The sequence below is a fragment of the Cupriavidus sp. JZ107 genome (assembly GCF_053903255.1).
In genome coordinates, this window is record NZ_CP096481.1 from 629122 (window position 1) to 641650 (window position 12529).

The window sequence follows — 12529 nt, forward strand, 5'->3', positions numbered from 1 at the left end:
GCCTCCCGCTAGGCCCGCATTTCGCCGTCTGGTCACGAACCCGCCGGCCGTTCCAAAACCCCCGTTCCGTACTGGAGACGTCATGTACCAACACATCAAGGTCCCGGCCGGTGAGAAGATCACGGTCAACCAGGATCTCTCGCTGAATGTTCCGGACAATCCGATCATCCCTTATATCGAAGGCGACGGTACCGGCTTCGATATCACCCCGGTGATGATCAAGGTGGTGGACGCGGCCGTGGCCAAGGCCTACGCCGGCAAGCGCAAGATCTCGTGGATGGAGATCTACGCCGGCGAGAAGTCGACCAAGGTCTATGGCCCGGATGTGTGGCTGCCCGACGAAACCCTGGACGTGCTCCGCGAATACGTGGTCTCGATCAAGGGCCCGCTGACCACGCCGGTCGGCGGCGGCATCCGCTCGCTGAACGTCGCGCTGCGCCAGCAGCTGGACCTGTACGTCTGCCTGCGCCCGGTGCGCTATTTCAAGGGCGTGCCTTCGCCGGTGCGCGAGCCCGAGAAGACCGACATGGTGATCTTCCGTGAGAACTCGGAAGACATCTACGCCGGTATCGAATGGGAAGCCGAAAGCGAGCAGGCCAAGAAGGTCATCGCCTTCCTGCAGAACGAAATGGGCGTCAAGAAGATCCGCTTCCCGGAAACCTCGGGTATCGGCGTCAAGCCCGTGTCGAAGCAGGGCACCCAGCGCCTGGTCCGCAAGGCGATCCAGTACGCGATCGACAACGACAAGCCCTCGGTGACCCTGGTCCACAAGGGCAACATCATGAAGTTCACCGAAGGCGGCTTCCGCGACTGGGGCTACGAGCTCGCGCAGAAGGAATTCGGTGCCGAACTGATCGACGGCGGCCCGTGGTGCAAGTTCAAGAACCCGAAGACCGGCAAGGACATCATCGTCAAGGACGCGATCGCTGACGCGTTCCTGCAGCAGATCCTGCTGCGTCCGGCCGAGTACTCGGTGATCGCGACGCTGAACCTGAACGGCGACTACGTTTCCGACGCGCTGGCCGCGCAGGTCGGCGGCATCGGCATCGCGCCGGGCGCCAACCTGTCGGATTCGGTGGCGATGTTCGAAGCCACCCACGGTACCGCGCCGAAGTACGCCGGCAAGGACTACGTGAACCCGGGTTCGGAAATCCTGTCGGCCGAAATGATGCTGCGCCATATGGGCTGGACCGAGGCCGCGGACCTGATCATTTCGTCGATGGAGAAGTCGATCCTGTCGAAGAAGGTCACGTACGACTTCGCCCGCCTGCTCGAAGGCGCGACGCAAGTCTCGTGCTCGGGCTTCGGTCAGGTGATGATCGACAATATGTAATCGCCGGCTTCGCTGGCGTCGCGCTGCCCCTGGCTGCGCGACGCAAGGCGTTGACGAAAAACCCCCGTTGCCGTCAGGTAGCGGGGGTTTGTTTTTTCAAGCCGGCTTTAAACCGCGGGAATGGAATGGACGGCAATGGAATGGAAAAGGCCCGGCGTTGCCGGGCCTTTTCCCCAGGATTCAATGACTTGCGCCTCGGCAATCGATGATTCGATTGCCCCCGCCGGACGCCTGTCGTCGAAGCCTGTAGCGACCGCCGCGCGCTCTGCCGGCGGGTGCGGTCGCGATGTCGCGCTCAGGCGGCGCTCTGGATGTTCGTGGCTTGCTTGCCCTTCGGACCTTGCACGATTTCGAACGAAACGCGCTGGCCCTCTTTCAGGGTCTTGAAGCCATTCATCTGGATAGCCGAAAAGTGCGCAAACAGTTCTTCGTTACCGTCGTCCGGGGTGATAAACCCGAAGCCCTTGGCATCATTGAACCATTTGACCGTACCGCTTGCCATAAACTCCCCCAACGAAAAAACAGATTTCAAACAGGGGGGCGCTCAGGCCAGCGGCAGCTGCAACGAGGGGTTGCACCAAACACTGCAGCGCCTCTGTCGAGGCGCCGCTGCTGGCTCCGTAGGCCTCCCTGCTCACGGAGCACTCGAGGTCCGGTCTGTTGCTTTGGCTCGCGGGACCGGACCTGAATGTCCGAACGATTCTTCTGGCAAACAATCAGACTGTCAAGACGGCACATTCCCCACCCTGACGCCAATGTGGCAGGAATGGGACGGCTCGCAACCGTGCTACTGTGACGGCTCGCGCAGCGTCCCGGAACGCTCCAGGGCACGCCCTCGGGCACGCCGTTGGCCGCTGCGTCGGGCGGCGTGGTTCGAGGGTCGAAGAATGGTCCGGAATTGGAAGCTTGCCCTTGAAACCGACAGCTTTTGCCCAAATTGCAGACTTGAGCGGAGGGGTTAGAATAAAGCCATGGCTACACGGCTGGCGAATGTCCCACAACGCGATGCAGGCACCGTACTGGAGCGGAAAGAGCAGGCGCTCAAACCGCCGGCCATGTACAAGGTCGTCCTGCTGAACGACGACTACACTCCGATGGAGTTTGTCGTCATGATCCTGCAACAGTATTTCAGCAGGGACCGAGAAACGGCGACGCAAATCATGCTGACCGTGCATCGGGAAGGCAAGGGAGTCTGCGGTATCTATACCAGGGATATCGCCGCGACGAAGGTCGAGCTGGTGTCAACGCACGCGCGGCAGGCAGGTCATCCACTGCAGTGCGTGATGGAGGAAGCATGATTGCGCAAGAACTGGAAGTCAGCCTGCATATGGCCTTCGTCGAGGCCAGGCAGGCACGCCACGAATTCATCACCGTGGAGCACCTGCTGTTGGCGTTGCTGGACAACCCGACCGCAGCGGAAGTTCTGCGCGCCTGCGCGGCCAATATCGAGGACCTGCGCACCAGCCTGAAGAATTTCATCGTCGACAACACCCCCGTCGTGCCTGGTACCGACGAGGTGGACACGCAGCCGACCCTCGGCTTCCAGCGCGTGATTCAGCGCGCGATCATGCATGTCCAGTCGACCTCCAACGGCAAGAAGGAAGTCACAGGCGCCAACGTGCTGGTGGCCATCTTCGGCGAGAAGGATTCGCACGCGGTCTATTACCTGCAGCAGCAGGGCGTGACGCGGCTCGACGTCGTCAACTTCATCAGCCACGGCATCCGCAAGGATCAGTCCGAGCCGGCCAAGCATGGCGACGGTACGGCCGAGGGCGAAGGCGGCGACGGCAAGGAAAGCCCGCTGGAGCAGTACACCCAGAACATGAACGCGCTGGCCAAGGCCGGCAAGATCGATCCGCTGATCGGCCGCGAGAGCGAAGTCGAGCGCGTGGTGCAGGTCCTGTGCCGCCGGCGCAAGAACAATCCGCTGCTGGTCGGCGAGGCCGGCGTCGGCAAGACCGCGATCGCCGAAGGCCTGGCGTGGCGCATCACCAAGAACGAGGTGCCCGACATCCTCGAGAAGGCGGTCGTCTACTCGCTGGACATGGGTGCGCTGCTGGCCGGCACCAAGTATCGCGGCGACTTCGAGCAGCGGCTCAAGGGCGTGCTCAAATCGCTGAAGGACAACCCGAACGCGATCCTGTTCATCGACGAGATCCACACGCTGATCGGCGCGGGCGCCGCGTCGGGCGGCACGCTCGACGCCAGCAACCTGCTGAAGCCGGCGCTGTCGTCGGGCCAGCTCAAGTGCATCGGCGCGACGACGTTCACCGAATATCGCGGCATCTTCGAGAAAGATGCAGCGCTTTCGCGGCGCTTCCAGAAGATCGACGTGGTCGAGCCGTCGGTCGACCAGACCGTGCAGATCCTGCGCGGCCTGAAGTCGCGCTTCGAGGAGCACCACGGCGTCAAGTACGCGTCGGCGGCGCTGACCGCGGCGGCCGAGCTGTCGGCGCGCTTCATTACCGACCGGCATCTGCCCGACAAGGCGATCGATGTGATCGATGAGGCTGGCGCCGCGCAGCGGATCCTGCCGAAGTCCAAGCAGAAGAAGACCATCGGCAAGGGCGAGATCGAGGACATCGTCTCGCGCATCGCGCGGATCCCGCCGCAGAGCGTCAACCAGGACGACCGCAGCAAGCTGCAGACGCTGGACCGCGACCTGAAGTCGGTGGTGTTCGGCCAGGACCCGGCGATCGAGGCGCTGGCTTCCGCGATCAAGATGTCGCGCGCCGGCCTGGGCAAGACCGACAAGCCGATCGGCTCGTTCCTGTTCTCCGGCCCGACCGGTGTCGGCAAGACCGAGGTGGCGAAGCAGCTGGCCTTCATCATGGGCATCGAGTTGATCCGCTTCGACATGTCCGAGTACATGGAGCGCCACGCGGTCAGCCGTCTGATCGGGGCGCCCCCGGGCTATGTCGGCTTCGACCAGGGCGGGCTGCTGACCGAGGCGGTGACGAAGAAGCCGCATTGTGTGCTGCTGCTCGATGAGATCGAGAAGGCGCATCCGGACATCTTCAACATCTTGCTGCAGGTGATGGACCACGGCTCGCTGACGGACAACAACGGCCGGCGCGCGGACTTCCGCAACGTGATCATCATCATGACGACCAACGCCGGTGCCGAGACGATGAACCGGGCGACGATCGGCTTCACGTCGTCGCGCGAGCAGGGCGACGAGATGGCCGACATCAAGCGGATGTTCACGCCCGAATTCCGCAACCGGCTCGACGCGATCATCAGCTTCCGCTCGCTGGACGAGGAAATCATCCTGCGCGTGGTCGACAAGTTCCTGATGCAGCTGGAAGAGCAACTGCACGAGAAGAAGGTCGAGGCCAGCTTCACCGAGAAGCTGCGCAAGTTCCTGGCGCGCAAGGGCTTCGATCCGCTGATGGGCGCGCGTCCGATGCAACGGCTGATCCAGGACATGATCCGCAAGGCGCTGGCCGACGAACTGCTGTTCGGCCAGCTGGCGTCGGGCGGCAAGGTCGTGGTCGATCTGGACGACAAGGACCAGATCAAGCTGGAGTTCGCCGAGATCGATACCGAGCCGCCAGAGGCGCCGGAAAGCGAGCAACGCGCGGAGGCCTGATCCAGGCACGGGGCGGGTGGCGGGCCGGACGGGCCCGCCACGCGAGTTCCATGCTATCCTTCGGCAAAATAGTACGGGGCGGCAGCGATGCCGCCCCTATTCATTTGGCCGCGCACGGCGCCGATGCCTGCCGGCAAGCTGAACGAGCCACCGATGTTTCGCCTGCGTCGTCTGATGCTGAAGTCGCTGCCGCTGGCCGCGACGTCCCCGATCCCGTTGATCGCCCACGCTTTGCCGGGCGAGTCCGCGAGCACCTACGGCGGTCACGTGGCGATGGTGCTGCCGATCCCGCCGGGCGGCAGCGGCGACGTGGTCGCGCGCCAGTTGCAGCCGGGGCTGAAGCAGGCGCTCGGCCAGCCGGTGGTGGTCGATCACCGTCCCGGCGCCGCCGGCCTGCAGGCCGCGGCGACGGTGGCCCGGGCCAGGCCCGATGGGCAGACGCTGCTGATGGCGTTCGACAGCCTCGCGTTGCAGCCGATCGCCTACAAGCAGCTGCCGTACGACACCTTCCGCGACTTCACGCCGATTTCCCAGCTGGCGCGCCATCCGCTGGTGGTGGCGGTCCATCCCTCGTTGCCCGTCGACAATATTCGTGCGCTGATCGGCCTCGGGCGGCAGCGCGACGAAGCGATCCGGGTGGCGTCGCCCGGCCCCGGCAGCCTCAATCAGCTGGCCGCGCAGGCGCTGGCGAGCGAGGGCGGGGCGTCGTGGCGGCACGTCGCGTTCAAGGGCACCGGACCGGCGGTGCAGGCCGTGCTGTCGGACCAGGCGGACCTGGTGCTGGCGAGCTACGCGGCCGTGCAGGCCCATCTGCAGACGCGCACGCTGAAGGCGCTGGCCGTGACCGGCGAGCGCCGGCTGGCGCAGTTGCCACAGGTGCCCACGGTCGCGGAACAGGGCCTGGCGGGCTTCGAGGCCTATGGCTGGATCGGCGTGTTCGGTCCGGCCGGACTGCCGCCGGCCATGGTCGGCCGCCTGCATGGTGCCTTGTCGAACGCGATCCGCGCGCCGCGGGTCGCCTCGGCGTTGGCCGCGCATGGACTCGAGCCCGTGGCCGGCACACCGGAAGCGCTGGGGCAGTTGGTCCGGCGCGAGCACGACAGGTGGCAGGCGGTGGCCCGCCATGCCAATCTCCAGTTCGAATGATCGATCCGCGATCGATCCGAGTTCGAACCGACAATCGACCCAACGTGACGCAAGGACAGTGGCAATGACAGCGACCCTCGCAGCCCAGCGCCAGTTCGACCATGCCGTCGTGATCTGCCCCGACCTCGACGCCGCCGCGCAGACCTGGCAGCGGCTCGGCTTCACGCTGACGCCGCGCGGCTTTCATACGCTGGGCTCGCAGAACCATTGCGTGATGCTGGCTCGCGACTATCTCGAGCTGATGCATGTCGACGGCCCCGGCGAGGCGCTGCAGTACTACTGGCACAGCCAGCAGCACGGCGGCGGCTGCGCGGCGCTGTCGTGCCGCAGCGACGATGCGGTGGCCGATGCCGCGGCGCTGCGCGGTGGCGGCTGGCATACCGCCGAGCCGGTCGAATTCTCGCGTCCGGTGCGGCTGGACGATGGCTCCGAACACCCGGCGATCTTCCGTGTCACGGCGATGGACGATGCGCCGGGCGCGCGCTTCTTCCTGTGCGAGCACCGCACGCCGGAGCTGCTGTGGCGGCCGGAATGGATGACGCACGCCAATGGCGCGCAGGCAATCGGGACGATGTTCCTGGTGGTGGCGCCATCGCTGGTCGATGCCGCTGCGCGGGCCTATGCGGAACTGATGGGCGCCGAACTGACCCAGCTGAGCGAGCACGTCTGCAGCCTGGCCGTCGGCGATGCGACGCTGGTGCTGTCCACCCCGCAGGCCCTTGCCGCGGCGACCGGCACCGGCCATATCCGCCAGGCGGTGCCTGGCTATGCCGCGATCCGGCTGCGTACCACCTCGCTGGAGCAGGCGCGCGCGCTGTGGCGGGAGGCGGGCGTTCCCAGCCTCGACCTGAGCGCGACCGAGACGCTGATTCCGGCCCAAGCCGCCGCGGGCGTCGCGCTGCTGTTCGAGCAGCGCTGAGGCGGCAGGGCTGCGCCGGCGACCGTCAGGCCGCCGCGCCGCCGTGATGGACGCCGGTCGAGCCGAAACCGCCGGCGCCGCGCGCCGATTCGCTCGAGAACGCTTCCACCGTGGTGAAGACCGGGCGCAGCACCGGCACGAACATCATCTGCGCGATACGCTCGCCCGGCTGGATCACGATCGGCTCGGTGCCCGGCGCATTGCGGTTCCAGACGCTGACCATGATCGGACCCTGGTAGTCGGCATCGATCACGCCGATCGAGTTGCCCAGCACCAGGCCTTTCTTGTGTCCCAGCCCCGAGCGCGGCGCGATCGTCGCGGCCATATACGGGTTGCCCATATGCACCGCGATGCCGGCCGGCACCAGTTGCGCCGGCGTGCCGGGCTCGATCGTCAGCGGGGCGTCCAGGCAGGCGTGCAGATCGATCGCGGCGGCCATGTCGCTCTGATAGCTGGGCAGGCCCCACTGGTGCAGGCGCGCGTCAAGGATCTTGATTTCGACGGTCGGGTTCGGGGAAGGGGTCATCGGAGTCGGGTCGGAAAGGAGATTGTGTTCTCCCTCTCCCCTCAGGGGGAGAGGGTTGGGGAGAGGGGGCCAAACCATAGCGGCAATGTCACCGCGGTTTCCCTCTCCCCCAAGCCCCTCTCCCGCAAGCGGGAGAGGGGAGAAAACGGGGGGATTCGGCGAGGTTCGCGAGGCTGACGAAGGCAATCAAGCCAGATCGAAGCTCCATCAAGCCGGTCAGGCCTGATCAAGGCCGCTCGGCCGGCAGCCGCTCGGCGATCGCCGTCACCAGCTGCCGCGCCAGCGACAGCTTGTCCGCGCGCGGCAGGCGCGTGGCGCCGCGCTCGTCGAACAGCACGATCTCGTTCTCGTCCAGGCCGAAGGTATGGTGGCCGATATTGCCGACAAGCAGGGGCACGCCCTTGCGGCGGCGCTTCTGCTCGCCGTACTGCTCCAGGTTCTCGCTCTCGGCGGCGAACCCCACGCAATAGGGCGCATCGGCCCGCGCGGCCACGGTGGCCAGGATGTCGGGGTTCTGCACGAAGCGCAGCGTCGGCGTGTCGGTGTCGTTGGCCTTCTTCAGTTTCTGCTCGGACACCTCGGCCGGGCGCCAGTCGGCCACCGCGGCCACCGCGACGAACACGTCGGTGCCGCGCAGCTGCGACAGTACCGCGTCGTGCATCTGCTGCGCGCTCTGCACGTCGATGCGGGCGACGCCGCGCGGGGTCGGCAGCCCGGTCGGGCCGGCCACCAGCAGCACGTCGGCGCCGGCCTCGCGCGCCGCGCGAGCCAGGGCGAAGCCCATCTTGCCGGACGAGCGGTTGGTGATGCCGCGCACCGGGTCGATCGCCTCGAAGGTCGGCCCGGCGGTGATCAGCATCCGGCGGCCGGCCAGCACCTTGGGCTGGAAGTGGGCGACGATATCGTCGAGCAGTTCCTCGGGCTCGAGCATGCGGCCGTCGCCGACCTCGCCGCAGGCCTGGTCGCCGCTGCCCGGGCCGAGCACCGCGACGCCGTCGGCGCGCAGCTGCGCGATATTGCGCTGGGTCGCGGGCGCCATCCACATCTGCCGGTTCATCGCCGGCGCCACCAGCAGCGGGCAATCGCGCGCGATGCACAGCGTCGACAGCAGGTCGTCGCACAGGCCATTGGCCAGCCGCGCGAGAAAATCGGTCGACGCCGGCGCGATCACGATCGCATCGGCCTCACGCGACAGGTCGATATGCGCCATGTTGTTGGCGATCCGGCCGTCCCACTGCGAGGTGAACACCGGCCGCCCCGACAGCGCCTGCATCGTGACCGGCGTGATGAACTGCGTTGCCGCGTCCGTCATCACCACCTGGACGGTGGCGCCGGCCTTGGTCAGCAGCCGGACCAGCTCGGCCGACTTGTAGCAGGCGATGCCGCCGGTCAGCCCGAGTACGAGATGTTTGCCGCGCAGATCCATGGAAGGGCCTTCGATGCGAGGGGAGGGGAGTCGATGATACCGGCGTGCCGGCGGACGCGCCGGCTTGCCTGTCGGCGCGTCCTTCGGATCCGGCTCAGTGCCGGCGCACCCGCCGGAATTCGTCGACGATCAGCAGCACCGCGCCGACCGTGATCGCGCAGTCGGCGACATTGAACGCCGGCCAGTGGTAGCCGCGCAGATGGAAGTCGAGGAAGTCGACCACATGGCCGTAGACGATGCGGTCGATCACGTTGCCGATCGCGCCGCCGAGCACCAGCGACACCGCCAGGCTGAACAACCGCTGGCCGGCATGGCGGAACAGCAGCCAGACGATGAAGGCGCCGACCGCGAGCCCCAATCCGGTGAAGAACCAGCGCTGCCAGCCGCCGGCGTCGGCCAGGAAGCTGAACGCGGCGCCCTTGTTGTAGACCAGCACCAGGTTGAAGAAGCCGGTGACCGGGCGCGATTCTCCATAGTCGAAGCTGCGCACGATCACGATCTTGAAGAACTGGTCCAGCACCACGACCAGCGCGGCGAAGGCCAGCCACAGCAGCGGCGTGCCGCTGCGGCTCTTGTTGCTGGCGGCGCGGCCGCGGGCGGTACGGGTGGTCGCGGCCATCAGGCGTGGCTCCTCGGTTCGCCGGCACCGAACAGATTGCTGGTGCAGCGGCCGCACAGGGTCGGATGCGCGGCGTCGTGGCCGACGTCCTCGCGATAGTGCCAGCAGCGCTCGCACTTGGCGTGGCCGGACGGATGCACGGTCACCAGCAGGTCGCCGGCCTCGGGCGCCGGCGACACCGTCGCGGCCGAGGTCAGCAGCACGAAGCGCAGGTCGTCGCCGAGGCTGGCCAGCGCCTCCAGCGCCGGACCGCCGGCCTGGATCGAGACCTCCGCCTGCAGCGACGAGCCGATGCTTCCCTCGGTCCGCACCGCCTCCAGCTGTCGGGTGACCTCGGCCCGCACCGCGCGCACCGTGTGCCATTTCTGCAGCAGGTCGTCGGCCTGGTCGATCTCCGGCACCGTGTAGTAGGTGCTGGTGAAGATCGTGTCGGCGTGTTCGGTACCGTGGGCGAACACTTGCCACGCTTCCTCGGCGGTGAACGACAGGAACGGCGCCATCCAGTGCAGCATCGCCTGCGTGATGTGGAACAGCGCGTTCTGCGCGGCTCGGCGCGCCTTCGAGTCCGGCGCGGTGGTATAGAGCCGGTCCTTCAGCACGTCCAGGTAGAAGCCGCCCAGGTCCTCCGAGCAGAAGGTCTGCAGCTTGGCCACCACCGGGTGGAACTCGTAGACGTCGTAGTGCGACAGCACTTCCTTCTGCAGCTGCGCGGTCAGCGCGACGGCGTAGCGATCGATCTCCAGCCATTCCGACGGCGGCAGCGCGTCGCGCGCGTGGTCGTAGTCGGTCAGGTTGGCCAGCAGGAAGCGCAGCGTATTGCGGATGCGGCGGTAGCCCTCGACCACGCGCTTCAGGATCTCGTCGGAGATCGACAGCTCGCCGGAATAATCGGTCGACGCCACCCACAGCCGGATGATCTCGGCGCCCATCTTGTTGGCGACGTCCTGCGGCGATACCGTGTTGCCGACCGACTTCGACATCTTGCGGCCTTCGCCGTCGACGGTGAAGCCGTGCGTCAGCAGCGCCTTGTAGGGCGGCTTGCCGTACAGCATCGAAGCGGTCAGCAGCGACGAGTGGAACCAGCCGCGGTGCTGGTCCGAGCCTTCCAGATAGAGGTCGGCCAGGCGCCCGTCCGGCGTATCGGCGGCCGCATCGTACAGGTCCTCGCGGTGCGAGCCGCGGATCACCGTCCAGTGCGTGGTGCCCGAGTCGAACCAGACGTCCAGCGTGTCGCGGTTCTTTTCGTACATCGCGGCGTCGGCTTCGCCCAGCTCGGTCAGGAACGCGGTGGCGTCCAGCGTCTGCCAGGCCTCGATGCCGTGCTGCTCGACCTTCCGGGCCACGGCCTCGAGCAGCTGCGGCGTGCGCGGATGGAGCGCGCCGGTTTCCTTGTGGACGAAGAAGGCCATCGGCACGCCCCACTGGCGCTGGCGCGACAGCGTCCAGTCCGGCCGGTTGGCGATCATGTTGTGCAGCCGCTGCTTGCCCCAGGACGGGTAGAAGGCGGTCGCCTCGATGCCGGCCAGCGCGGTCTCGCGCAGCGTCGGACCGTTGTCGGCCGGCACCACATCCATGCCGGCGAACCATTGCGAGGTCGCGCGGTAGATGATCGGCGTCTTGTGCCGCCAGCAGTGCATGTAGCTGTGCTCGTAGCGGTGCGAGTTGAACAGGTTGCCCGAGGCCTTCAGCGTCTCGACGATGCGCGGATTCGCGTCCCAGATCGACAGGCCGCCGAACAGCGGCAGCCAGCTGGCATAGACGCCGTCGCCCATCACCGGGCTCAGGATGTCCTCGTCGCGCATGCCGTGCGCCTTGCAGGACTGGAAGTCCTCGATGCCGTAGGCAGGCGCCGAATGGACGATGCCGGTGCCGGTATCGGTGGTCACATAGTCGCCGAGGTAGACCGGCGAGGTGCGCTCGTAGCCCGGGTCCATCTTGGCCAGCGGATGGTGGAAGCGCACCTCGGTCAGCGCTGCGCCGGAGCAGGTCGCGACGACCTTGCCTTCGAGCTCATAGGTCTTGAGCTGTTCCTCGACGCGCTCGGTGGCCAGGATCAGGAAGCCGCGCGGTGTGTCGACCAGCGCGTATTCGACCTCCGGATGCAGGTTCAGCGCCTGGTTCGACGGGATCGTCCACGGCGTGGTGGTCCAGATGACGATCCAGCCGGGCTTGGACGACAGCGTTTCCAGCGGCACGTGGAAGGCGCGCGCGACCTTGTCGGTCTCCGCGAACGGGAAGCCGACATCGATCGACAGGTCGGTCTTGTCCTTGTACTCGACCTCGGCCTCGGCCAGCGCCGAACCGCAGTCGAAGCACCAGTTGACCGGCTTCAGGCCGCGGAAGACGTAGCCCTTCTCCAGGATCTTGCCCAGCGCCCGGATCTCGTCGGCCTCGTTGCTGAAGTTCATCGTCAGGTAGGGGTCGTCCCAGTCGCCCAGCACGCCCAGCCGTTCGAAGTCCTTGCGCTGGCGGGCGATCTGCTCGGTCGCGTAGGCGCGCGCCTTGGCCTGGACCTCCTGCACCGGCAGGCCCTTGCCGTACTGCTTCTCGATCTGGATCTCGATCGGCATGCCGTGGCAGTCCCAGCCCGGCACGTAGACGGCGTCGAGCCCGCTCAGGCCGCGGGCCTTGATGATCATGTCCTTCAGGACCTTGTTGACGGCGTGGCCGATGTGGATGTCGCCGTTGGCGTACGGGGGGCCGTCGTGCAGCACGAATTTCTTCGCGCCGCGGCGCGCCGCGCGGATCGCCTGGTAGATCTTCTTTTCCTGCCACTGCTTGACCCACAGCGGCTCGCGCTTGGGCAGGTCGCCCCGCATCGGGAACGGGGTGTCGAGCAGGTTGACCGGGTATTTGTTCTTCTCGGCGTTCTTGTTCTCCGGCTTGGCGCCGGCCTTGGCTTGCTTGGTGTCGGACATGACGATTCTCAGGGCGATTCGGTGAGCGCGCAGGCCGGACGGTGCGGGCT

General features: G+C 66.7%; 10 protein-coding genes. 5 read left to right on the forward strand and 5 right to left on the reverse strand.

The genetic code is table 11. From position 1 onward, the window contains the following. Nucleotides 1–82: 82 nt before the first annotated feature. The gene (gene icd, locus M1D55_RS12470) at nt 83–1333 is read left to right on the forward strand and encodes an NADP-dependent isocitrate dehydrogenase (RefSeq protein WP_023263378.1); all 1251 of its coding nucleotides are present in this window, start codon (nt 83–85) and stop codon (nt 1331–1333) included. A gap of 295 nt (nt 1334–1628) precedes the next feature. On the opposite strand, the gene M1D55_RS12475 is transcribed toward icd, so the two are convergent. Further along, nucleotides 1629–1835, reverse strand: a complete 207-nt coding sequence (locus M1D55_RS12475; protein WP_006578050.1) for a cold-shock protein — start codon at nt 1833–1835, stop codon at nt 1629–1631. Between the two features lie 469 nt (nt 1836–2304). On the opposite strand from M1D55_RS12475, the gene clpS reads away from it, so the two are divergent. From clpS to M1D55_RS12495, 4 genes are all read left to right on the forward strand, one after another. After that, entirely contained in the window at nt 2305–2631 is a 327-nt protein-coding gene (gene clpS / locus M1D55_RS12480) for an ATP-dependent Clp protease adapter ClpS (RefSeq protein ID WP_006578051.1), read from the forward strand. Further along, the gene (clpA, locus tag M1D55_RS12485) at nt 2628–4925 is read left to right on the forward strand and encodes an ATP-dependent Clp protease ATP-binding subunit ClpA (RefSeq protein WP_006578052.1); all 2298 of its coding nucleotides are present in this window, start codon (nt 2628–2630) and stop codon (nt 4923–4925) included. Before clpS ends, clpA begins: the two co-directional genes overlap by 4 nt. Before the next feature lie 153 nt (nt 4926–5078). Next, nucleotides 5079–6071, forward strand: coding sequence for a Bug family tripartite tricarboxylate transporter substrate binding protein (locus M1D55_RS12490; RefSeq protein WP_043436878.1), 993 nt, complete (start codon nt 5079–5081; stop codon nt 6069–6071). Between the two features lie 64 nt (nt 6072–6135). Further along, nucleotides 6136–6990: a VOC family protein gene (locus tag M1D55_RS12495; RefSeq protein WP_456282295.1), complete on the forward strand. Its 855-nt coding sequence runs from the start codon at nt 6136–6138 to the stop codon at nt 6988–6990. Nucleotides 6991–7015: 25 nt separating this feature from the next. On the opposite strand, the gene dut is transcribed toward M1D55_RS12495, so the two are convergent. The 4 genes from dut to ileS all read right to left on the reverse strand — a co-directional run bounded on the left by dut (nt 7016) and on the right by ileS (nt 12479). After that, the gene (dut, locus tag M1D55_RS12500; RefSeq protein WP_006578055.1) at nt 7016–7516 is read right to left on the reverse strand and encodes a dUTP diphosphatase; all 501 of its coding nucleotides are present in this window, start codon (nt 7514–7516) and stop codon (nt 7016–7018) included. A gap of 226 nt (nt 7517–7742) precedes the next feature. Then, the gene (gene coaBC, locus M1D55_RS12505) at nt 7743–8942 is read right to left on the reverse strand and encodes a bifunctional phosphopantothenoylcysteine decarboxylase/phosphopantothenate--cysteine ligase CoaBC (RefSeq protein ID WP_064576506.1); all 1200 of its coding nucleotides are present in this window, start codon (nt 8940–8942) and stop codon (nt 7743–7745) included. Between the two features lie 94 nt (nt 8943–9036). Further along, a complete protein-coding gene (gene lspA / locus M1D55_RS12510) occupies nt 9037–9561 on the reverse strand; it encodes a signal peptidase II (RefSeq protein WP_006578057.1) in 525 nt (174 codons plus the stop codon). After that, nucleotides 9561–12479 (reverse strand): isoleucine--tRNA ligase, encoded by a 2919-nt coding sequence (ileS, locus tag M1D55_RS12515; RefSeq protein WP_456282296.1) that lies wholly within the window; start codon nt 12477–12479, stop codon nt 9561–9563. Before ileS ends, lspA begins: the two co-directional genes overlap by 1 nt. Nucleotides 12480–12529 lie beyond the last annotated feature (50 nt).